The following is a 22,744-nucleotide window of genomic DNA, read 5'->3' as shown; positions in this document are numbered from 1 at the left end:
GTCCCGAAAAAATCGGCTTAATGCTCCAAGCGGAGTTACTTTCGGCGCTGTAGCCCGAAAAAATCGGGTTACAGCTCCAAGCGGAGTTACTTTCGGCGCTGTAGCCCGAAAAAATCGGGTTACAGCTCCAAGTGGAGTTACTTTCGGCGCTGTAGCCCGAAAAAATCGGGTTACAGCTCCAAGTGGAGTTACTTTCGGCGCTGTAGCCCGAAAAAATCGGGTTACAGCTCCAAGCGGAGTTACTTTCGGCGCTGTAGCCCGAAAAAATCGGGTTACAGCTCCAAGTGGACTTACTTTCGGCGCTGTAGCCCGAAAAAATCGGGTTACCGCCCGGGGCAACACTTCGTTTCCTAAAACATAAAAAAACCCCTCAACTCTCTCGAAACCGAAACCGAGTGAGAAGCGGGGCTTGTCATTTATTTTATTATCCTTCCAAAAAGAACTGAATCGTCCGATCCGACGAACCCGGCAAACCTTCATGACCGAAGTCCGGATAGATGGCGAGCTGCTTCTTGGCCGTGATTTTGTTGTACATCGCAAACTGCGTGGACGGCGGGCAGATCGTATCCATCAGGCCGACGTACATGAGCACCTCGCCTTGAATGCGGTTCGCAAGGAACTGCAGGTCGATGTAGCCCAGCTTCTCGAAAATTTCGTCCTCGCGCTCATGCAGCGGGTCAAAATGGCGGAAGTACGTGCGCAGCTCGGCATAAGCATCCTTCGCCAGATCCATCTCCCATACGCGCTTATAATCGCACAAGAAAGGAAACACCGGCGCCAGCTTCTTAACACGCGGCTCCAGCGCCGCGCATGAGATCGTCAAGGCTCCGCCCTGCGATCCGCCCATCGCGTAAACCCGCTCCGGATCCACCTCCGGCAGCTCAATGGCGATGCCGGCGAGCTGTGCCGTATCCAGGTAGATCTGACGGAACAGCAGATTGTCCGGGTGATCGTCAAGTCCCCGAATGATATGGCCGTGATGCGTATTGCCTTTTACGCCGCAGGTATCCTCGGAGGAACCGCCTTGTCCGCGGCAGTCCATCGCCAGCACGGAGAAGCCCAGCGAAGCATAAGCGAGTTTATCGCTCCAGTCCCCCGCATGCCCCGTGTAACCATGGAACATGACGATCGCTGGATGCGGCTCCTGCACGTTTTTGGGACGGACGTATTTTGCATGAATGCGCGCTCCCTTGACGCCCGTAAAATAAAGATCGAAGCAGTCCGCCTGCGGCGTCTGGAATGTGCTCGGCACCAGTTCCACGTTTGCGTCAACGGCGCGAAGCTCCTCCAGCGCGCGATCCCAATAAGCGTCGAAGTCCGCGGGACGCGGGTTCCTCCCCTGGTATTCTTTCAACTGGTCTAGCGGCATGTCTACTTGCGGCATCTCTCAATTTCCCCCTCGAATAAGTGCAATGATTGGCATAAGCCATATAGTAGGCTTCAGCTCGAATAAACCCATAATACTCCTTTTTGACAGCGATTCCAACCAAAAAAAGAATGACCTCTCTCTCTGGAAATTAGCGAATATAAAATACCAAATCGTAATAATAGAACCTCGCAAATGGAGCCTCCCGACCGATACAATAAAAGTGCCGGGAACTCGGACAAGCTTAAGAACCGCTTCCGCTCCCCATGATGATGCCGACCTGCTCTTCTGCGATAGACGCGACTTAGGCGCCCTAATCCCAGCCAACCTTATGGAAGAGGATGGTGAGATTTATGTACGCTTTAAGGAAAAGACGGCTTTCCCTCCTGCTTGCGATGTCCCTGTTGTTTTTGTGCGTCGCATCCGTCGTATCCCCTCCCCCGCAAGCACAGGCATCAGGCTCTGGCGGCATCGAGCGGGTGTACACCGACAAAGCCCGCTATAATCCGGGCGACACTGTCTCGATCAGCGTGCAGGCAAAAAACGGCACCGGCTCAAGCTGGAGCGGCACCGCCCGACTGGAAATTTTTCATTTGGAGAACTCGGTGTACACCTCTTCCCAATCCTTAACGTTAACAAACGGGCAATCGACGACTTTGACCTTCACTTGGACGGCTCCATCCACGGACTTCAGAGGTTACTTCGTCCGGATCGATGCCGGGACGCTGGGGCAAGGAGCAACGGCGATCGACGTCTCCAGCGACTTCACGAAATATCCGCGATACGGGTATATTAGCGAATTCGAGTCCGGCGAGACGGCATTGGAGAGCAAGGCCAAGGTCGATCAGCTTGCGCAGGATTACCACATTAACGCCTGGCAGTTCTACGACTGGATGTGGCGGCACGACAAAATGATCAAGCGCACCGGCGGCAGCATCGATTCCACCTGGCTGGACCTGTTCAACCGCGAGATTTCCTGGTCCACCCTTCAGAATCAGATCGACGCGGTGCATGACGTAAACGGCAAGGCGATGGCTTACGCCATGATCTACGCCTCCCGCGAGAACTATTCGCCTCTCGGCATCAGTCCGACCTGGGGCATCTACGAGGACTCCTCCCATACGAACCAGTTCGACGTCGACTTCGGCGACGGCAGCACGTACCTCTATATGTTCGACCCGCAAAATCCCAATTGGCAAAATTATATCCATGCCGAATACATCGATTCCATCAACACCGCGGGCTTCGACGGCATCCACGTGGACCAGATGGGCCAGCGCAGCAACGTGTACGATTACAACGGCAACTCCATCGATCTCTCCACACGCTTCTCGCCGTTCCTGAACCAGGCCAAAAGCGTACTTAGCGCCAACAACCCTGCCCGCGATAACCTGACATACAATATCGTCGACGGTACGGTAAACGGATGGGCGGCAAACGATGTAAGCAAAAACGCCGATCTTGATTTCCTGTACAGCGAAATCTGGTATCTCTCGGACAGCTACAATCAGCTTAAAAACTATATCGAGCAGCTGCGCGCAAACGGCGGCAACAAAGCGGTCGTGCTGGCAGCCTACATGAACTATGCCGACAATGCCGGCACGCGTTACGAAGCGGAGAGCGCGTCGCTGACGAACGTCTCGACGAATACGAATCATGCCGGGTACACGGGGAGCGGATTTGTCGACCAGTTCGCAAGCGCCGGCGATAAGGTTTCCTTTGCGATCAACGCTCCCGAGGCAGGGGATTATTCGCTCGTATTCCGTTACGGCAACAACACCGGAGCCAATTCGACGCTTAATCTGTACGTGGACGGAAACTTCGTGCAGAAGCTGTATTTCTTCAACCAGAGCAGTTGGGGGACATGGAAGCACGACGCCTGGTACCAGGTGCCGCTGACGCAAGGAGCCCACACCGTAGAGCTGCGGTACGAATCCGGCAACGTCGGCGCTGTTAACCTCGACAGCCTGACGCTTGGCACGTTCGACGAACATTCCGTACGTCTGGCGGATGCCATGATGTCGGCGAGCGGCGCGACGCATATCGAGCTGGGCGACGACAACCAGATGCTGCCGCACGAATATTATCCGAACCGAAGCAAGACGATGCGAAGCTCGCTCAAAAACGCGATGAAGGATCATTACAACTTCATCACGGCTTATGAGAATCTGCTGTTCGACTCGGATGTCGTCCCCAACGACACCGGCTCGCAATTCGTGAACCTGACGGGCGTCAGCGCAAGCGGCGACGGATCGGCCAACACGGTTTGGTATATCAATAAAAGGACGTCGGATTACAATATCGTTCACCTCATTAACCTGCTCGGCAATGATAACCAATGGCGCAATACGGCGTCGCAGCCAAGCTTCCAGACCAATCTTCCGGCTAAAATCTACATCGGCGCGGACGAAACGATTACTGACGTCTATCTCGCCTCGCCTGATCTTAACGACGGAGAGACGCAGGAACTGACGTTCACTTCGGGCTCGGATGCCGGCGGCAAATACGTTTCCTTTACGGTGCCGGAGCTGAAGTATTGGGACATGCTCTACATGAAACGTTCGTTCAGCGTGCCGGCTAACGATATCTACGAGGCGGAGACGGCGATCAAATCGAACGTCTCGACGAACACGAATCATGCCGGCTATACGGGGAGCGGCTTCGTCGACGGATTTTCTTCTACAAATGACGGCGTTTCCTTCGTCGTGAAGTCGACGGCCTCCGATGATTACGCGCTGCGCTTCCGCTATGCCAACGGCGGCTCCGACGCAACCCGGGACGTGTACGTCGATGGCAAGCTCGCAGGCACCGTTTCGTTTAAGAGCACGGGCTCTTGGAGCACATGGGGCTACGGCGAGATAACCGCGCGTCTGGAGCCCGGCCACCACACCATTGTGCTATGGCAGACGAGCGGCAACACCGGGGCAATCAACCTCGATCATCTGGATCTCGACAAAACGTACATTTGGCAGTTCGACCGTCAAATCGCGAACGTCCCGGCGGGTTACCGCATTACCTTCCGAACGGGATTGCCGGGCTGGGTGCACTGGGGCGTGAACGGCTGGACGGGCGTGACCGATACGCCGCTCCGGAGCAACGGCTACCTGGACGGCAATCTGGATCACGAGACGTCCATTGGACCGTTCACCACGGGCACCGCGGTTGACGTTACGTTTCTGTGGGACGACAACAACAACGGCGTCCTGGAACCAAGCACGGACAGATGGGAAGGGACGGACTTCGGGATCAATGTGAACTAGCGTGCATATGGCAGGCACGCGGATGTGAGAAATCCTCTACCCTCGGCCTTTCGAAGATGAACGACCGCGTTTAAAGGTAGGATTTATCGCCAATAAGAAAGCAGGGTATGGATCTTCGGCTCGCGCAGCCGGTCCATACCCTGCTTTTTATTTTTGAGTTTCTCTCCTGCGATCGTCGATTAGTTCCTGCGACAGAACCCGGTCGCCGATCTCGTACTTCGCCATTTGCTCCTGCACGTATTGAATAGCTTGCTTACGGGTGAGCGACACAAGTTCGGCAGGGATGACGACTCGTCCTCCCTCTCCAAGCTTGACAGGGAAATTCTTCAATATGGAACCTCCAAACATTACTGGAAATTTTAATTATTGTGTCACGTTAATTATCTCATGTCACGGCAATCGGGCACAATGACATATCAAGTTCGCCCCCCTCCAAAAGTAGCAAAAACCCGCAGTCCTTTGCGGACGTCGGGTCCTGCTCCCAGCTTATCCCTTTACGCTGCCCTCCGACAGGTTCGGGTTGACGAATTGTCTCTGGAAGATAACGAAGATCGCGATAATCGGCATTAATGCCATCATCGAAGCCGCGAAGAACAAGCCATAGTAAGTCGCGTATTGACCCCGGAATAGCTGCAGCGCGATGGGCAATGTGCGTTGAGCCTCCGTTTTGATCAGCGTTAAAGCCAGAATAAACTCATCCCAGGTACCGGAGAAAGCAAAAATGCCCAGTGTGCCGATAGCCGGAAGCGACAACGGAATGTAGATCGCGCGGAAGATCGTCCAACGATTGCCGCCGTCGATGACGATGGATTCCTCCAGCTCCGTCGGGATCCGCTCAAAAAATCCCCTCAGGAAAAACGTGCTGCCGACCACGCCGGTGCTAATGTAGACCAAAATCAGACCGGAGTAGGTATCCACGAGCCCCAGCGACTTAATAATGGTGAACTGCGGAATGATGTTCAGGATGGCCGGGACGAACATCGAGAACAGAAACAGCTTGAACAGAAACTCCTTGCCGGGAAACGGGAATCTCGCGAAGGCATAAGCAGTCGTGCAAGCCAACGAAAGCGACAAGATCATCGTAGCGGAAGAAACGAACAGGCTGTTGACGAAATAGCTGGAGAAATTGTTTTTATTCCATGCCTCGACGTAGTTAACCAGCGTTTTTTCGCTGTTAAGCAGCTTCTGCGGGCTCGGCAGGCTAAAGTTGTCGGTCGTAATCGACGTCAGAATCATATAGACAAACGGCCCGATTACGAAGCCGATGCCAAGGATCAGCACGATATGGGCAAGCCAGGACGCCATTCGTTTGGCGCGGTTTGGACGGTTGGGAGTTGACTTCCGATTCGTTGATGCGCCTGACTTTGCGGGTACGGCAGTATTCATACGAAATCTCCTTTCTTGCTATGCGCAAACGACGGCTTTCGTCTAATATTCGATCCGCTCCTTGCCGAACGTCCGCTGGTTTCCGTACGTAATGATGAAGATGAGCAGTCCCAGCATGACGCTGATCGCGGCGCCGTAACCGAAGTCGAAGTATTCGAAAGCGTGCTTGAACATATACGTGTTGACCAAATGCGTCGAATCCAGCGGACCGCCCTTGGTAATAAGAAACACCTGGATAAACGCCTGAAACGCGCCGATGATGAGGTTAATGACGACGTAAGCGGTCATCGTGCGCATGAGCGGAAGCGTAATATGAATGAAAGCCGTCGGCCCTCTCGCTCCATCAATCTGCGCCGCCTCGTAGAGTGATTTCGGAATGGATTGCAGCGCGGCAAGATACATAATCATGACCCAGCCGACGCCCTTCCATATGCTGAGCAGCCAGATGACGATATTTGCGCTCCATGTATTCTGCAGCCAGGCGACCGGCTCTTTTGTAACTCGGAGCACGTCCGTAAGCAAATAGTTGACGATGCCGCTGCTGCCGTCGCTAAATAGAAATTGGAACAAGTAGCTGACGACGATCCACGAGCTGATGACGGGCAAATAATACACGAGCCGGAAAAAAACCTTGAAACGAATGAATTGCAAGTTGATGATCATCGCCGCCAAAATGCCGAGCACCCATTGGCCGGGCACCGTCACGATGGCGAACAACACCGTATTGCGGAACGCGACCCAGACATTAGGGTCGTTAAATAACTTTTTATAGTTGTCGAAGCCGAGAAATACGCTTTGTTCCGGCTTGATGACCTTGTATTCGAAGAAGCTGATGTGTATGCCCTTTACGAGCGGATACAAGACGAACACGCATGTCATGATGAAACCAAGCGCCAGAAACGGCGCGACCTGGATATATTGTTTGAGCCCTCTGCTCACTTTGTTCATGTTTAGTTACCTCCTAGCGGCAGGCCTACTGCCAAGGCGAGACGAATGCTCGCGGTCTATTGGCAGCGATTATTGCGCGTAAAAGCCGATCAAATCCTCCCGATATCAAAAGGGGCAGCCAGCACAGGCCGGCCGCCGCCATCCTTCCGGGCCCGAAGGGCCTTATTTTTTGAGAAGCGCGTCGATTTCTGCCGCCGCCTTATCCAATGCGTCCTTGGCGGACGATTCCTTGCGAAGCGCGGTTTCGAAAGCTTTGCCGAACACGTCGCTGATCTGATTCCAGTTCGCGCTTGGCGTGCGTGCCAGTGCCGTATCCATCTCGGCAACGTAAGCTCCGAGATAGTACACGTTCTTCAACTCTTCGGCATTTGCCGCGGCCACGTTTGTCGGGATAGCCCCCGTCTTCACGGCCATTAGCGTTTGAATCTCCTCCGTCAGCATGAACTGCGTAAACGTCCAGGCGGCATCAGGCTGCTTGGCGCCTTCGAAGATGACCATGTTCTGACCGCCGATGACGGAATGGCTTGCGCCGTCCGGACCGTTCGGCATTTTGGCCGGGATCATGTTGTCCTTGACCGCATCGCCCAGAATGCTGAAGAACCATGGGCCTTCGTTAATCATCATATAGCTGGCCGGCTTGCCTTCCTCGCCGCGCAGCCCTTCCCAAGTGCCCGGTTGACCGCCGAGGATCGGAGGAGCCAACAGCCCTTCGTCGTTCCAGCCGATGATCGTCTCCAGTGCCTTCACGCTGGCGTCGCTGTTAAGATGTCCCGTCGCCGTCGTGTAGTTGTCGTCTGTAATGCGGCCGCCTAGCGACCAGAACCACGGCGGCATGTTCCAGGCGTCAGGACCACCGATCGTAATGCCGAATTTGCCCTTTGCCTTTAAGTTGCGCGCCAGTTCCACAAGCTCGTCGATTGTAGCTGGCGGGGCCGAAGCTCCCGCTTCCGTGAGCAGCTCCTTGTTATAGATCGCGATCTTCGTATTCGTGTCGAGCGGCACGCCGTAGTAGCTGCCGTCATAATAGTTCGTGGACATCGGCCCTTTAAAGGAATCCGCCACGACCTGATCGAAGCCCGGGAAGCCGTCTACCTTCTGCAGCACGCCTTCCTTCGCCATTCTCGGAATCCACGTATTGTCCATCCGCATAACGTCCGGCACCGCTCCGCCCGCAGCCGCCGTTATGACCTGCTGATCCAGGTTCTCCGTAGGCATGCGCGTCGACTTTACGGTAATATGCGGGAACTTCTCGTTAAACTTCGGCATCACTTCGTCGAGCAGCACTTTCTCTTCGCCCTCGCCGAACGCGTGCCAGAATTCGATTGTGACGGGATCCGCCGGCTTTTCCGTTGGTTTCGCCGTTTCTTCCGCGGCCGGTTTGCTCGGCTGACTTGTGGCCGCCCCGTTTCCTCCGTTGTTACCGTTATTGCCGCCGCTGCATGCGGTCAGCACCATCATTGCCGCGAGCCCTGCCACCATCGGCTTGGCAGCCGACTTGATGTTCAGTTTCATCTCTTGATCCCCTCCATCGATGTGTGAGTACGCTTTCATTATAGGGCTGCAGGCTGGGGTTCTCCGATTGACTAACTTCTTCTTTTGGTGCTTTTTATTCATCGCTTTGGCGCGCATGCAGGATTTTCCAGCAAAAAGGTGCGTTATTCTCCGATGATCGGAACATAAGATACTGATCGCCGCTGCGGTAGTCCGCCGCCTGATGTGACTCCGCCATATGCAGCGCAATGCGCCGGATTCGAAGCATTATAGCGGACTTTTCCGCTATAATTCCCGCCACCCACCGACTTCGGCACATTATAGCGGATTTCTCCGCTATAATTCTCGCCTCCCCCTACTTCCGGCAACGAGAACAAAGTCACCTGAAGGCCACTTAAAAAACCAATCGTGCAGTCACCGCCTAAAGGACAAATATGACGTTATTCTTCTATTTTGGAAGACTTCTAAAATCTAAGAGACATCAACGACACTATTTGCCTCATTTGCGCGCCAATTATCTCCATTCCGACCAAATAGAGTCCCTGCTGAGGCTGTCTATTCATTGTGCAAAGGTGAAATTGCGGGCAAGTGTCCGTTAGGAAATGAACGGGAGCAACTATAACGGAAATGAAAGGCGTTATTTCAGCAAAAAGCTGTACTTTGCAAATCTAATGGAACTGACAGCCCTTATGATGGGCAAAAGTCCACGGTTTGCCTGGATTTCTCACGAATAACGTCGCAGAGTTCCGGTAGATTTTAAAATCACGCCAAAAGATCCATATAAGGGCCCTCACTTCCGTTAACAAGTTGGCGATGATCGATTGCAGCTTCATTTCCAGTTTCGCACACAATGAATCGACAGCCTCCTGCTGTCCGTTAGATTGGGCAAAGGTCAAAAATCAGACAATTAGCGTCGCTGATGTCCGTTAGACTTTTCACCTTTTATAGCTTGCATGTGAAGCCCCCCTGTTGCTTGTCCGTCCACAAGTCTTGGAGCTGCATTATTTCCAAAACAACAAAAAAAAACCGCGTCTCAGGCGGCAAGTTGTCTCCGCTTGAAACGCGGCTTGGGGCCCCGGACATACAGAGGCGCAAGCATGGTTTGTTTTTCTATTAAAAGTTACTGGTTGTCCGCAGGGTACGTGAGTCCCCATTGCTTGCGCATCCGGTCCATCGTGCCCATGATGGAGATCGTCTCGTCAAGCGGCATGACTTCGCTCTCCGTCCGGCCGGAGCGCAAAGCTTCCATGGCGGCTTCGGCTTCATGCTTGTAGCCGCTGTACGTGCGGTCGTCCTGGAAATGCACGGGTTCTTCTCCGCGGACGTGAAGGCTTGCCGACTTGCCGAAGAGAAAGCTTGGGATGTGGATGTAACCCTTCGTTCCGTAGAGGCACGCTTCGTTCGTCAGCTGCAGACGTACCGCGCCGTTAAGCACCGCCGTATGTCCCCCTTCGTATTCGAACAGCGCCGAAAACTTCTCGTCTACCCCCGTCTCGCCGATCACCGCGCTGCTATGGATCGCGCTCGGCTGCTCGCCGAATACAAAAGAAGCGAAGGAGACGGGATAGATGCCAGCATCCAGCAGCGCGCCGCCGCCAATCTCCTTGTTCAGAAGCCTGCCCCCTGGATTCCAACCCGCGTCGAAGCCGAAGTCTGCTTTCAGCAGTTGGACCTCCCCGATCAGCCCTTGCTGCAGCCACTCGCGCACTTGCACGATCGGAGGCAGGAAGCGCGTCCACATCGCTTCCATGACGAACAGACCTTTGTCGCGTCCCGCGCGTACGATTTGTTCCGCTTCCGCGGCATTCATCGTGAACGGCTTTTCGCAAAGCACCGCTTTGCCTGCCTCCAGGCATGCAAGAACCTGCTCCTTGTGCAGCGGGTGAATCGTGCCGACGTAAACAATCTCGACGTCCGCGTCGTTAAAAAACTCCTCATAGCTGCCGTAGGCGCGCTCGAAGCCATGTTTCTCGGCAAACGCTTGCGCCTTGTCGAGCGACCTCGCGGCTACCGCCGTCAGCTCGGCTCCCTCCGCCAGCTTCAAGTCGTTCGCAAACTTCGACGAGATGCCGCCGCAGCCCAGAATGCCCCATTTGACCGGTTTCGTGCTCATATGTTGTTGCTCCTCTCTCATCGTTATGGCATTGGTACTGCCTTCCATTCTACCATTGTTGGCTGCGGGATGGAAAAGCTAGTTTTGCAGGATGCCGTCTCGACGCGCAAACGGCCAGCGCTCCCTAAAGGGGCGCTGGCCGTTGTAGTATCGCTGCGTTGTGGTATGGATGCGTTAATCGTAACCGGTATCGTCCGTTCCTTATTGCTTCGTCAACCGCACGCGGTATCGTCCGTTCCCTATTGCTTCGTCAACCGCACGTCGTCCACATGGAGCACCGTGCCGCCCGGCGAGTTGATATAGAAGCCGACGTCGACCGCGCCGCTTGTTACGAAAATATTATCGATGCTGATATATTCCCACTCCCCGGTATTCGGAATGTTCGCGTAGATCGCCGATCCGCCATGGCTTGTAATCTCCGCTCTCGCCGTCGTCGGGGTTGCGTATTGCATGCGCACCCAAGCCTCCAGCTTGTAGTTCGCGTTGTTGACCGGCACGTTTACGAGCTGATGAACGCTCTGCTGGTACGCACTTGCGGAGTAGAAGTACGCCCTCGCGTCCCTGTGCCAAGCCGATGTCGGAGGATGCGTGCCCGATCCGCTGTCGACGCCGAAGGCCAGCGCCTGTCCGCTGGGATGCCATTCTGTCCAGGCCGAGCTATACCCGACCCGTTCGAAGCTGCCGTTATCGAGCAAATTCAGCTCCGACTGCGGCGTTCCCGGCGAGCTCGGGGATACCAGAATCCGATCGAGATTGACGTTGCCGCTGTCCGCCGCGTCATACTTGAAGGCGATCGTATTCTCTCCCGCGTTCAAGGTCAGCGACTGCGAAACATCCTGCCATGCGCTCCAACTCGCGCCAGGGCTTGGCAGACTGGCCTGCGCCACGTCGACGCCGTTTACATAAGTGCTAAGCGTCTTCGTGCTGCCCGTGCCGTTCGCGTAACGAAGCGCCACTTGGTAGTTGCCGGCGGACGGAACATTCACTTTAAACGTTGCCGCCGCCCCCACTGCCGTCATGCTATCCACGAAAGCCGTGCCGCTGTGGAACCCATGGTTTTTGTTTGTCGCCGCTCCGCCGGACAGGGCGGCTCCCTCCGCTTCGTACTTGCCGACGGACGGGTAAAACGGCACCGAGATATAGTCCAGATTGACGTATCCGGTGTCTCCTGCATCCGCATAATAGCGGTACGTAATGGCGTTTCGTCCTGCCGCCAGCGGAACGGTTTCCGTCGCCGTCCCCCAAGTGCTCCAACTCGCCAGGTTCGCGAGGCTTGTCCCCTTCACGCGCTTGCCGTTGACGAAGATGCTCAGCGACTTCGCCGAACCGTTGCCGTTGGCGTAACGGAGATCGACCGCGTAGTCGCCTGCCGCTTTGACATCGGCGTAAAACGTAACGGACGCGCCGTCGTTCTCGATTTTGTCCACGAAGCCCGTGCCGGAGTAGCCGGCGTGATTGTTGTTGACGGCAGCCTGCGTAGCCGGCGTGGCGCCCGACAACGAAGCTTGCTCCGCTTCCAGCTTCATGGCCGTAGCGGCCGGCGCGCCTGTGCCCGAGACGACGATGTTTTTGGCGGAGCCGCTTCCGGCCGCGACCTTGACGTATGTCACTTCGCCGTAGATATCGCGCCCCGTCGTCCAGCCTTCGCCGGATGCCGCGCGCAGCGCCGCAAGATCGCCGTAAGAGGTCATCCCTGAGCCGCCAAGCGTTACGCCCGTGCCGGCCTTGCCATGGATCTTCACGATGTAGTTTTGCAGAGCCGGCGCAAACGTGCCCGTCTTGGCGCCTACCGAGAAGCTGACCCCGCTGCCGCCGTTATCCTGCGCCGTCAACGTCTGCTTAAAGATTTCGCCGCTCTCGTAATCGTAGCTGCCGCCGTCGTCATCATAATACGTGAAGCTGGTTGCGGCAATATCCGGGAAAACATCGACATCGACGGTCGTAACCGCGCTTTGGCCGATATAATCCTGGGGCTCTTGCGTCGGAATAATGGCGCCTTTTTTGATGAAGAGCGGGATATCCGACCAGTCGTCCGCGTTTAGCGCGTACTGAATCGTTTGACCGCCCGCATAGGTTTTGCCCGTAAAATAATCCGTCCACGTACCCGCCGGCAGATAGATCGGCTTGACCGTCTGGCCCTTGTCCACCACTGGAGCAGCCAGCAGCCAGTCGCCGAACATCCAGCCGTCGACGTAGTTGCTGACCGCCGGATCGTTTGGATAATCGAACAACAGCGGGCGAACCAGACCGTTGCCCGTCTCGTAAGCTTCCCGCTCATAGGCGTACATGTACGGGATCAACGAATAACGCAGCTTGATCGCCGCCTTGGACGCTTCCTCCGCCGTAGGGCCATAAAACCATGGCTGCCGCTGATGGTACAAATTGCCGTGGACGCGGAACACCGGCGTAAGCGCCGCGAACTGCATCCATCTCGCATACAGCTCGGGGCTAGGATTGCTGTCGTTCGGGTTAAAGCCCCCCGTATCCATGCCCCACTTCGGCTGTCCCATGTTTACCGACGAGAGCATGACCGTGCGCTGCTCCTTCATGCCGGATGCCCAGCCGACCTTCTCGCCCATCTCGAACTGTCCTCCGATGTCGCCGGACCACAGCGTCGTCGCGTACCGCTGGGCGCCGGGATAGAACGTCCGCGCCGTCTGCCAGACGCGGGCCTGGTTGTTGGTGTAAGCGCGTTGCCCCTCGTACATCGCTTGGGACAGATGCGTCGTCGAGAAGTTGCCGAACCACCATTGGGCCGAGCCCGAGGCGATCTTGTCAGTCTCGTCGTTCCACCAGCCCACGATACCTTTGTCGTAAGCGTCCTCGGAGTGATCCCAGTACCAGGCGCGCATGCCCGCGTTGTAAGGATCGATGCTTCGTACCTTTACGGGAATAAAATAATCGTTGTATTCGCCATGTCCCGGATACCAATACCCCGCCGCGTTGGCGTCGTTGTATTGCGTCGTCCGGTTGCCGCTGCTGTCTTCCGTCACGATTCTCGGCTTCGTAATGCCGATCAGCTTGATCCCCTTGGCATCCATCGCCGTCTTCAGCGCCGTCGTGCCGGCGCTAGGGAAGTTGGCCGTATTCCAGGCGAACTCGCCGTAATTCGTATCTCCATATTTCTTCCAATCATAGTCGAGTCCGTACGCGTCGAGCGGAATGTCCTTCGCGCGATACGTATCGATCATCGAGGTCATCTCCGTCTGGTTGGTATCCCATTCGAAGTTCATAAAGCCAAGCGACCACTTGGGCAGCATGGGAGACTTGCCCGTAATCTCGCCGACGCTGGCCATAATCTCCTCCGGGGAGCCGACCATGGCGTAATATTCGACGTCGGTCTTGAAGTAGCGGCGTCCTTCATCAGGCGTGCCGCCATAATAAAATTCCAGCTTGCCCGTCGTGTCGGAGTATGGATAACCGCCGTCGCTGTCGACAAGCAGGCCGTATCCGGACGTCGACCACATGAGCGGACCGCCGGAATCCCCTTGGTTGCCGGCGTGCGCCGGATGGGTGCTGGAGTTGCGAAGCAGATCAGGAGCCGATTCGTTGGCGTTGTAGCTGCGAATGCCATAGATGTTGTCGCCGGAGTTCCGCATAAACCGGACGCCGTCGTAGAAGACGCCTCCACCCGATGGCTCCCACAGCAGCGTCGTGCCGTCAGCCTTCTTGATCGTGACGCGCGCCGGCGTCTTTGCGATTTCGACCCGAATCTCGGAGGTCACGATGGTAATGGGGTTGCTCGACGTATTAATCGTCGCCCCGACGGCGCTCCAGGTTTTGCCCGGATCAATCATAGGCGTATCGGGGCTGGGCGATACATCGTTCGGCCGGTACGACACCTTTACGATGTCGCTCTTGAGCACGTCGATAATGAGCTTGTCGTCGTTCGGCTCCGCGCCGTTGTCGATCGTCAGCGTAACCGAGTCTCCCGATACGGAGGCTCCCGTTACATTTCCCAGCGCTCCTACGTAAGCAAGCGTCGTGCCCGGACGAGCGATACCGATCAGCGAAAAGACCATCGAGAGCAGAACGACGTAAACAATTGCGCGAGACTCTACCCTTAACACATGACATGCCACCTTCCACAATGGATTTAGACCCATGCCCATGTTCGGCTGCCGCACGAATCTATCTCTAGCATAATGGAAGCGCTATCCTATTAAAATTCCATATTATTCCGATTCGGTATCTTTTGTTATGCTCATTGCCTCTATCTGCCGGGATCCGAACAATGTCCTCCAGCCGCCGTTTCGACAGATTTGCCGAAACTATGATACGATGACCAACATAGAGAATATTTGCAACGCCACTGAAGTTATTTCGGAGGACGCCATGATGAACGACAAGCGAAAGTTGCCGAATTCGGCCCCGGACAAGCAGATCAAATTTCATTTTGACAACCAATACATTCATGATCCCAAGCATTATGGACCCATTACACTGTATCAAATCGGCGATCTGAGCTGCGCGTCAGGCTATAAAGTCGGCGAGCATCATCAATATTGCTATGAGATCAGCTATATCGTCTCCGGCAAAGGCGTATTTACGACCGACGACGCCAGCTATCCCGTTCAGGAGGGCGACTTGATCGTACATGTGCCCGGCCAGCGGCATAACGTTATAGCGGATCGGGAGGATCCATTCCGCTATTATTATGCGGGCTTCGAGTTTCGTCAGGAGCAGACCGACGGCGAGTTTCTTCAAATCTCGCGTCTGTTTCAGCAGGTCAAATATCCTGTTGTCGCCGGAAGTCGGGCTGCGGCCCCCATGTTTACCGGGCTGCTCCAGGAAGTTCTGAATTTGTCGGACTTCTCGCCCCTCATGATCGAAACGTACCTGAAGCAGCTGATCGTGCTGGCTTACCGGGGCTTCTACGAGGACCTGGCTTCCCATTACGCGCCGACCGCCAGTTCGGACGCCGTGCGGGACCTCGTCTACAGAGTCATCCATTACATCGATCTGCATCTGCTGGAGCTGACGGAGCTGTCCTCGCTCGCGAACGAGCTTAGTTACAGCTATGCGCATATTTCCCATATTTTCTCCAAAGAAACGGGACTTAGCGTCAAACAATATTACGATCAAAAGCGCTTCGAGCAAGCGACTGTTTGGCTCAGGCAAAACCGTTATTCGATAACCGAGATTGCCGCCAATCTGCATTACCAGTCCATCCACTCATTCAGCAAAGCGTTCCGCCGCCACTTTGGCATGTCCCCCACGGAATACCAGGCAATTGCCTCCCACCTAAAAAAATGACCAATCATTCCGACAAATGAAAGCAAATCCAGCTCCTCGCGTCCTTGCTATGATAGGGACGAATAAACATATAGGAGCTGATGCGCCAATGAAACCTATGAAAGTCGCCGTAATCGGCAGCGGTCAAATCGCGACCTCAAGACATATTCCCGCTTATACGCGAAGCAAGCAGGCTGAAATCAAATACATCGTTGACCCGATTCTCGAGCGGGCACAAGCTGCCGCAGAGCAATTCGGCATCCCGGTGGCTACGGCCAGTCTGGACGATGTGCTAAGCGATCCGGAGGTGACGGCCGTCTCCGTTTGCACGCCAAACCATACCCATGCTCCCGTCTCCATCGCCGCCCTGGAGGCTGGCAAGCACGTCCTCTGCGAGAAGCCGGCCGCGCTGTCGTACGCCGAAGCTTTGCGCATGAAGGAGGCGGCGGACCGGACCGGCAATATCCTGAACATCGGAGTCGTCAACCGCTTTAACAGCGCCGTCAACCACGTCAAACAGCTCATTGACGCAGGGGAGCTCGGCAAGCTGTACCATGTGTATTGCTCCTTCAGGGCGCATCGCTCCATCCCCGGACTCGGCGGACCGTTTACGACCAAAAGCATGTCCGGCGGAGGCGTGCTGATCGACTGGGGCATCCATTTTCTCGATCTCATCTTCTATTGTCTCGGCGAAGACACCAAAGCGCTAAGCGTCTCGGGCGCGGTACACGGCGAACTCGGCAAGCAGATGGAGAATTACGCCTTCACTTCAATGTGGGCCGGTCCGCCAAATTACGAAGGAACCTACGATGTCGAGGACTTTGCGGCCGGCATGATCCGCACAAGCGGTCCCAGCTTGACTTTCAACGGGGCTTGGGCGCAAAACATTGCCGAATCGGCGATGTACGTGGAATTTCTCGGGGACAAAGGCGGAATCAAGCTGGAGTACGGCGGCGATTTCACTTTGTATACGTCGCGAGGCGGCATGCTGCTGGAGACGGCTGCGACCTTCAACAAGGTCGATGCGTTCGACGAGGAGATTGAGGCCTTCCTGTTGTCTGCCGCTGGCGGCGTCAAAAACAGGGCCAACATCGACAATACGCTGACGACCGCTCAGGTCATTGACGCGCTGTACGCCTCGTCAGAGCAGGGCAAGGAAATCGTGCTATGACCAAAAAAATCGGATTAATAGACTATTTCCTTGACGAGTGGCACGCCAACAACTATCCCGCCTGGCTGCGCGGGAGCGCCGCCGAGCAAGGACTGGACTGGGATGTCGCGTACGCTTGGGCAGAAAGAGACAAGCCCGGTGGACTCCATACGGACGACTGGTGCGTCGCTCACAATGTACAGCGGGCAGGCAGCCTCGCGGAGCTTGTGGAACGCTCGGACGCGCTGATCGTGCTGTCGCCCGACCATCCGGAGCATCATCTCCGCCTGTCCGAGCTGGCGCTGCAATCCGGCAAACCGGTCTACATCGACAAGACGTTTGCTCCCGACCTGGCTACGGCCGCAAAGCTATTCGAGATGGCCGCGGCCGGAGGCACGCCGATGTTCTCCACCTCGGCGCTGCGCTACTCCGAGCAACTCGTTGCGTTGCCCGCCGGAATCAATGCCGACTCGATCAGCCATCTGTCCGTTACCGGTCCGGGAGCTTTCGAGAACTACGCCGTGCACCAGATGGAGATGATCGTCGCGCTTCTCGGCGCCGCCGTCACGCGCGTCAAAAGTTTGTCCGCGCCGAACGGAGGCCGCCACCTGCTTATCGAGTTCGAAGGGGGCCGCCAGGCGTCGTTCCTCCAAATCAATAACGCCCCGTTCCAGCTCCTGCTTCAGCCCAAAGGAGAGGCGGAAGGTTATATCGTGCCGGAATGCACCGGCTTCTTCCCCGAACTGATTAAGCAGATGCTCCTCTTCTTCGAGAGCGGAGTACCTCCGGTCCCGCGGGAACAGACGCTGGCCGTCATGGCGCTGCTCGATGCAGGTCGCTTGGCCCTTGATCGACGGGACGAATGGATATCCGTTGCGCGATGATATAGAAAATGTATGCACGATCTCGGGGACGCGGCAACCGTCTGCGAGATCGTGCTGCTCTATCTGCGAGATCGCGCTACCATCTCTATGGGATCATGCTACTCTAATAGTAGTTCGTCGATTCTCGCGGCAGCCCGATCCGTCGCTTCCCCTACAGACATCTCTCCAGCCAAAATACGCTCCACCATCCGTGCGAATTCCTCGTCGATAGCGGTCCAATTCGGGACGGGAGGCCGCGGTCTTGCTTGCCCCAATTGCTCCAGATAAGGCGCCAGCAGCGGATTCGTCACGTTATTCTCGATACCCTGTATGGTCGGGATTAGACCCGTCTCCGCCATAATCCGCTGCGGTTCCTCCGAAGTCATCCACCGGATGAACTCCCATGCCTCCTGCTTATGCGAGGACTGCTCGAACATGACGAGATTCTCCCCGCCGATAACGGAAATGCCTCCCGATCCCGATTCCAATCCCGGGAACAAATCAATAACGACATCGTCCAGCAGCTCCTTGTTCGGCCCCGTTGCATTGACGGTATGGAACCAGTGCGCGTCGTCGATCATGAGCAATTGTCCCTTCAGAATACCGTCCCACGTGCCGGGCACCTCGCCCAAAATGGACCGGCTCATAATGCCTCGGTCCATCCAGTCCTTCATTCGGCTAAGCGCCGCGCGGCTTGCTTCGCTGTTAAGATAGCCGCTTGCCTTGGTGTATTCCGGATTCGTCATTTCTCCGCCAAGGGACCAAAAGTAAGGCAGCATGCCCCAGCCGCCCGAACAGCAGACGCCGATGCCGTACGCGTCCGGCAAAACGGCCCGAAGCCGCTCTGCTGCCGCCTCCAGCTCCTCGAACGTGGAGGGAGGCGCACTCAGCCCCGCCGCCTCCAGAAGCTTCTTATTGTAGAGAGCCGCGCGCGTATTGGCGTTGACGGGCAGGCCGTAATAGCCCCCTTTGTACACATTCGTCTGAATAAGAACGCCGATAAACGTATCTTTGATCGCGTCGAAGCCCGGCATGCCGGACAGCTCCTCGAGCGCTTCCTTCTTGGCGAATTCGGGCACCCATACGATGTCCATGCGCATGACGTCCGGCTGCTTGTTGTCCGCTACCGCGAACAGCAGCGTATCCTTGAATTGATCCGTTTGGTCTTTGCGCACGGCGTTAATACGAATATGGGGATATTGTTTCTCGAACAACGGCAGAACCTTCTCCAGGAACACTTCCTGCTCCAGATCGCTATAGGTGTGCCAGTATTCCAGCTCGACTGCATATCGCGCGGCATCGCCCTCAGGCTCCTGCTCCGCAAGCTCCCCCGGCGCAAGAGAAGGTCTCATGCATCCGGCCAGCGTTACAGTTGCCAGTATGAGCAGCATCATGCGCACATAAACGGTCCAGCTTCGGGCAGGCTTCCTCGCAGTCCATGCGTCATCATTCATTTAGACCATCCTCCCCGGGCCATGTCGCCTCCTTGGTTCTCCCCTGCTCGCACTGTTCGCGGAATTCCAGCGGCGTGCAGTTCAGCTCCCGCTTGAACAGCTTCAGGAAGTGCTTGGGACTGTTAAAGCCCGATTCCGCGCCAACATCGATGACCTTCATGCTTGTTTGCTCCAGCAGATGTTTTGCGTAATGAAGCCGCAGGGAAATCACGAAGTCGATGAAGTTCATGCCGGTTCGCTGCTTGAACTGCTCGCTGAAATAATTTTTGCTCATGTGCACATAATCGGCCACATCCTGCAGAGATATATCTCTGCGATAATGCTCCTGAATATAGGATAACGCGAGCTGGATGACATGCGCGCCGCCGGCGTCGACCGCGACAGTTGGACGATTGTTCGGCTTCCAGAACCGGGACAGCTCCTCCCGCACGGCGCGAATCAGGGAATCCAGCCCGGACGATTGCTCCAGACTCCCCAGCCTCCTCATCATCATGCCCATATCCTCCTCCGTCTTCACGCGGAATCGATGCGACCACATAATCATAAGCAGGCTTCTGGCGTGGGCGACGATCTCATCTCGGCCATAACGCCGCGCTTTCCATAACGCGACCATCTCCGCCAGCGCAGCCTCGCTGCCGGGTTGATCCGAGAACGCATAAGCCTTCGAGAACTTCTCCCGCAGCCGTTCGAAGCCGGCATCCGGCCCGGCAATTTGACGCCTCTCTTCCCCCCCGGAAGGAATTTGGCCGAGATAGCAGCGCCCACTCCCCTCAAAAAAGGCGTTGCCGAGCGCCTTTCGCGCCCATCCGTATGCGTCTTGGGCCGACTGCAATCGGTGGACGACGGGACTGACGCCGACCGTGAACTCCCCCATGCCATCCTCCTCCGCAAGCTGTCGATGGTAGCGCGTAATATCGGAGAGAGCGCTCCCGTTATGATCCGCAAGCAGCGTCACCAGCTCGCCCTCTCCTGACAGGAACGAGTAGCCATGGGGGCACCATTCATTGAGCTTGTTCTTCGCAGACTCAAGCGAGACGATATGCCGCAAAGCTTCACCGCCCGCGGGCTCCATTCGCCAGACGGCCAGCACGATATGGCCGATTGCCCATTCCGGCTTCCATTCGAAATCCTTGCCGATACCTCCCAAAAAAGCTTTCAGCTCCTCCTCGAACCGATGCTTTCTGCCCTTCTCCTCCTCTTCCCGCAGTCTCAGCTCTTTCTCACTGCCGGCGAGGTCCCGCGCCAATCGATCCTTGCATGTCCGAACGACGCGCAGCAGATCCTCCGGTTCCATCGTCGGCTTTAGCAAATAATCCACCACGACGCCGAGCTTCACCGCCTCCACCGCATAGGCGAAATCGCTGTAGCTGCTTACTAGCACGACCTTCAGCTCCGGACGGAGCTCCTTGGCAAGGCGGATGAGTTCCAGTCCGTCCATGAGCGGCATTTTAATATCCGTGATCAGAATATGGATCTCCTCCGACCGAATGAGCGCCAGCGCCGCCTCTCCGTTCGCCGCTTCGCCGGCCAGCCTGACGCCCTCCTGCTCCCATTCGACGCAGGACGCCAGGCCGAAGCGGATCATCGGCTCGTCGTCCACGATCAGCGCGTTATATACCAATTGCCATCTCCTCCTTCATAAGCAGCCTGACCGTTACGATGGTCCCGCCGCCGCCCGGCGGACTGACGATCTCCACGCCGCTTCGTTCGCCATAATACAGCTGCACCGTCTCATGCACGTGATTGAGGCCGATCCCGAACATGCCGGATTTGGCCTCCCCCGTCCTGCCCAGCAACAATCCCGGCAGACGGTCCGGCGGAACGCCTGCTCCATCGTCTTCGATTCGTAGAATTAATCCTGGCTCCAGCGTATCGGCCGTCTGCTCGATGGTAACCGTCACCGTCCCGCCGTCCTCCTTGGGCGCGAGCCCGTGGAAGATTGCATTTTCCACGATTGGCTGCAAAAGCATCCGCGGAATGGACACGTCCATCAGCGCTTCCTCGCATCTGACATCCAGATGGATACGGAAGTCGTATCGAAACCGCTGGATGACCATATATTTGTCCAGCAGCTCCAGCTCATCCCGAATCGTATAGAACACCCCTTGCTTCTCCATGCTTGCTTCCATTAGCCGGACCAGCGATGAGATGCCGTCATACGCGCCTTCCTTCCGCCCGAACTTGATCATCCAGCGTATGGTGGCCAGCGTGTTATATAAAAAATGCGGATTAATCTGATGCCGCAGCGCTCGCATCTCGGCTTCCCGCTTCTTCCCTTCCACCTCATTTACCTGATCGATCAACGCCTCTATCTGGCCTACCATCTGGTTAAAGCGGCGGCTTAATTGCCCGATTTCGTCCTGGGACGAGACAGCAGAGAGCGCTTTGAAGTTGCTTCGCTCGATCTCTTTCATTTGCTTCATTAATGATTTAAGGGGTGAAGTAATGCGCTTCGAGAACAAATAACCCGTAACGGAGGCCAGCGCCAGCAAAAGGGTGGCGAACAACCATATCTGCTGCTGAATGCGCGCGATATCCCCGATCATCTCGCCCACGGGAACGATGCCGACGATCGTCCAGTCGTTCTTTAGTTTGCGTGTCACCGCATATTGGCGAACACCGTCCAGCTCCAGCTCGAACTCCGACTCCTCTGCCCCGATACGCGGCAGCCGTTCGCCTAACCCCGTTGTCTCAAGCGTGTCGCTCCAGCGCTCCGGCTCCGAAGCGATGACAACCTTTCCGGCTCCGTCAACTACGAAGAAATCGCCCGTCTTTCCAAGCCGGATCCTATCGATTGCTTGCAGAATAAGCTGGCCGTCGACGTTAACCAAAATCGCTCCAGCCGGCTCGCGCGTGGCGAGGTTGTGCAGCGGCTTAACGAATGTCAACACCAGTCTCGTATTCTCCCCTCCTCCGCTGAAAGGGTCGAATTGGAGCGGCAGCCACAGCTCGTCTTGCCTGCCCCCAAGAATATCGTTATACCAATCCCGCTCCGTCAGCGTATACCGCATGACCTTCGACGCGTTGAACAGTCCGCTGCCCCAGCTGACGCCCTGCTCCCGGAGCAGGTAGATGCTGTGTACAAACGAACTCGTATACATGATGTTGTTGAGAATATCGTTAACGGCGTTTTTGTGATCGAACTTCTGGTCGACCGACAGCCCGCCCTTCGCTTCCTCCTGAATAACGCCCTGAATCCGCGCGTCGCGAAAAATCTGCTGCCCCATGTCGCTGCCGACGGTCAGAATAAGCGATAGGTAGTCGGCGGACTGCTTGGCGGATTGTTTGGTGGAAGCACTTACATTTCGTAAAATAACTTCGGAAGAAAACCAAAAATAAAGCGAGCTGATCATCGCAATCGCGAAGGTAAGCAGCATGAGCAGCAGGAGGATGAGCTTCGTGGACAAGCTGCGGCCAAGTCGGTTGCGAATAAAGGATATCACGGCGGCCCCCCTCCATATTGTTCAAGGTTTCTTTA

General features: G+C 56.0%; 14 protein-coding genes. 4 read left to right on the top strand and 10 right to left on the bottom strand.

Annotation, left to right across the window (positions count from 1 at the left end; genetic code table 11):
• Positions 1-424: 424 nt before the first annotated feature.
• Entirely contained in the window at positions 425-1,384 is a 960-nt protein-coding gene (locus tag H7F31_RS08095) for an alpha/beta fold hydrolase (protein WP_187103721.1), read from the bottom strand.
• Positions 1,385-1,719: 335 nt separating this feature from the next.
• Here H7F31_RS08095 and H7F31_RS08090 point away from each other — a divergent pair, with 335 nt between their 5' ends.
• Complete coding sequence (locus H7F31_RS08090; RefSeq protein ID WP_187103720.1) at positions 1,720-4,626, top strand: glycoside hydrolase family 66 protein; 2,907 nt, start codon at positions 1,720-1,722, stop codon at positions 4,624-4,626.
• Between the two features lie 147 nt (positions 4,627-4,773).
• Here the strand turns inward: H7F31_RS08090 and H7F31_RS08085 are convergent, their stop codons facing one another.
• The 6 genes from H7F31_RS08085 to H7F31_RS08060 all read right to left on the bottom strand — a co-directional run bounded on the left by H7F31_RS08085 (position 4,774) and on the right by H7F31_RS08060 (position 14,634).
• The gene (locus H7F31_RS08085; RefSeq protein ID WP_187103719.1) at positions 4,774-4,956 is read right to left on the bottom strand and encodes a hypothetical protein; all 183 of its coding nucleotides are present in this window, start codon (positions 4,954-4,956) and stop codon (positions 4,774-4,776) included.
• 156 nt (positions 4,957-5,112) lie between these two features.
• Entirely contained in the window at positions 5,113-6,012 is a 900-nt protein-coding gene (locus H7F31_RS08080) for a carbohydrate ABC transporter permease (protein ID WP_261800343.1), read from the bottom strand.
• 42 nt (positions 6,013-6,054) lie between these two features.
• Positions 6,055-6,960 (bottom strand): carbohydrate ABC transporter permease, encoded by a 906-nt coding sequence (locus H7F31_RS08075; RefSeq protein WP_261800342.1) that lies wholly within the window; start codon positions 6,958-6,960, stop codon positions 6,055-6,057.
• Between the two features lie 162 nt (positions 6,961-7,122).
• Positions 7,123-8,472: an extracellular solute-binding protein gene (locus H7F31_RS08070; protein ID WP_261800341.1), complete on the bottom strand. Its 1,350-nt coding sequence runs from the start codon at positions 8,470-8,472 to the stop codon at positions 7,123-7,125.
• A 1,099-nt stretch (positions 8,473-9,571) separates the two neighbouring features.
• Positions 9,572-10,564 carry a Gfo/Idh/MocA family protein gene (locus H7F31_RS08065; RefSeq protein ID WP_187103718.1) on the bottom strand — a complete coding sequence of 331 codons (993 nt, stop codon included), beginning with the start codon at positions 10,562-10,564 and terminating at the stop codon, positions 9,572-9,574.
• Between the two features lie 239 nt (positions 10,565-10,803).
• Complete coding sequence (locus H7F31_RS08060; RefSeq protein WP_261800340.1) at positions 10,804-14,634, bottom strand: TIM-barrel domain-containing protein; 3,831 nt, start codon at positions 14,632-14,634, stop codon at positions 10,804-10,806.
• 268 nt (positions 14,635-14,902) lie between these two features.
• Between H7F31_RS08060 and H7F31_RS08055 the strand changes: the two genes are divergently transcribed.
• The 3 genes from H7F31_RS08055 to H7F31_RS08045 all read left to right on the top strand — a co-directional run bounded on the left by H7F31_RS08055 (position 14,903) and on the right by H7F31_RS08045 (position 17,833).
• Complete coding sequence (locus H7F31_RS08055; protein ID WP_187103717.1) at positions 14,903-15,820, top strand: AraC family transcriptional regulator; 918 nt, start codon at positions 14,903-14,905, stop codon at positions 15,818-15,820.
• Positions 15,821-15,908: 88 nt separating this feature from the next.
• Positions 15,909-16,970: a Gfo/Idh/MocA family protein gene (locus H7F31_RS08050; protein ID WP_187103716.1), complete on the top strand. Its 1,062-nt coding sequence runs from the start codon at positions 15,909-15,911 to the stop codon at positions 16,968-16,970.
• Entirely contained in the window at positions 16,967-17,833 is an 867-nt protein-coding gene (locus H7F31_RS08045) for a Gfo/Idh/MocA family oxidoreductase (protein WP_187103715.1), read from the top strand. Before H7F31_RS08050 ends, H7F31_RS08045 begins: the two co-directional genes overlap by 4 nt.
• Positions 17,834-17,931: 98 nt before the next feature.
• On the opposite strand, the gene H7F31_RS08040 is transcribed toward H7F31_RS08045, so the two are convergent.
• Genes H7F31_RS08040 through H7F31_RS08030 form a run of 3 tightly spaced genes read right to left on the bottom strand, consistent with a single transcriptional unit; the run spans position 17,932 to position 22,709 of the window.
• Complete coding sequence (locus tag H7F31_RS08040) at positions 17,932-19,266, bottom strand: extracellular solute-binding protein (RefSeq protein WP_187103714.1); 1,335 nt, start codon at positions 19,264-19,266, stop codon at positions 17,932-17,934.
• A complete protein-coding gene (locus tag H7F31_RS08035) occupies positions 19,259-20,887 on the bottom strand; it encodes a response regulator (protein WP_187103713.1) in 1,629 nt (542 codons plus the stop codon). The genes H7F31_RS08040 and H7F31_RS08035 overlap by 8 nt, the downstream gene beginning before the upstream one ends.
• Positions 20,877-22,709 carry a cache domain-containing sensor histidine kinase gene (locus H7F31_RS08030; RefSeq protein ID WP_187103712.1) on the bottom strand — a complete coding sequence of 611 codons (1,833 nt, stop codon included), beginning with the start codon at positions 22,707-22,709 and terminating at the stop codon, positions 20,877-20,879. The genes H7F31_RS08035 and H7F31_RS08030 overlap by 11 nt, the downstream gene beginning before the upstream one ends.
• Between the last annotated feature and the right edge of the window lie 35 nt (positions 22,710-22,744).

It is taken from the genome of Paenibacillus sp. PAMC21692, from assembly GCF_014303795.1.
GTDB classification, from domain to species: Bacteria; Bacillota; Bacilli; order Paenibacillales; family Paenibacillaceae; genus Pristimantibacillus; species Pristimantibacillus agaridevorans.
The sequence above is the reverse complement of the archived record's forward strand: the minus strand, read 5'-3'. Positions and strand labels throughout refer to the sequence as shown.

Bases quoted from the DNA above. Each gene is read 5' to 3' on its own strand.
- H7F31_RS08065 (WP_187103718.1), bottom strand. From the start codon at position 10,564: ATGAGCACGAAACCGGTCAAATGGGGCATTCTGGGCTGCGGCGGCATC.
- H7F31_RS08095 (WP_187103721.1), bottom strand. From the start codon at position 1,384: ATGCCGCAAGTAGACATGCCGCTAGACCAGTTGAAAGAATACCAGGGG.
- H7F31_RS08075 (WP_261800342.1), bottom strand. From the start codon at position 6,960: ATGAACAAAGTGAGCAGAGGGCTCAAACAATATATCCAGGTCGCGCCG.
- H7F31_RS08045 (WP_187103715.1), top strand. From the start codon at position 16,967: ATGACCAAAAAAATCGGATTAATAGACTATTTCCTTGACGAGTGGCAC.
- H7F31_RS08070 (WP_261800341.1), bottom strand. From the start codon at position 8,472: ATGAAACTGAACATCAAGTCGGCTGCCAAGCCGATGGTGGCAGGGCTC.
- H7F31_RS08055 (WP_187103717.1), top strand. From the start codon at position 14,903: ATGAACGACAAGCGAAAGTTGCCGAATTCGGCCCCGGACAAGCAGATC.
- H7F31_RS08040 (WP_187103714.1), bottom strand. From the start codon at position 19,266: ATGAATGATGACGCATGGACTGCGAGGAAGCCTGCCCGAAGCTGGACC.
- H7F31_RS08090 (WP_187103720.1), top strand. From the start codon at position 1,720: ATGTACGCTTTAAGGAAAAGACGGCTTTCCCTCCTGCTTGCGATGTCC.
- H7F31_RS08050 (WP_187103716.1), top strand. From the start codon at position 15,909: ATGAAACCTATGAAAGTCGCCGTAATCGGCAGCGGTCAAATCGCGACC.
- H7F31_RS08080 (WP_261800343.1), bottom strand. From the start codon at position 6,012: ATGAATACTGCCGTACCCGCAAAGTCAGGCGCATCAACGAATCGGAAG.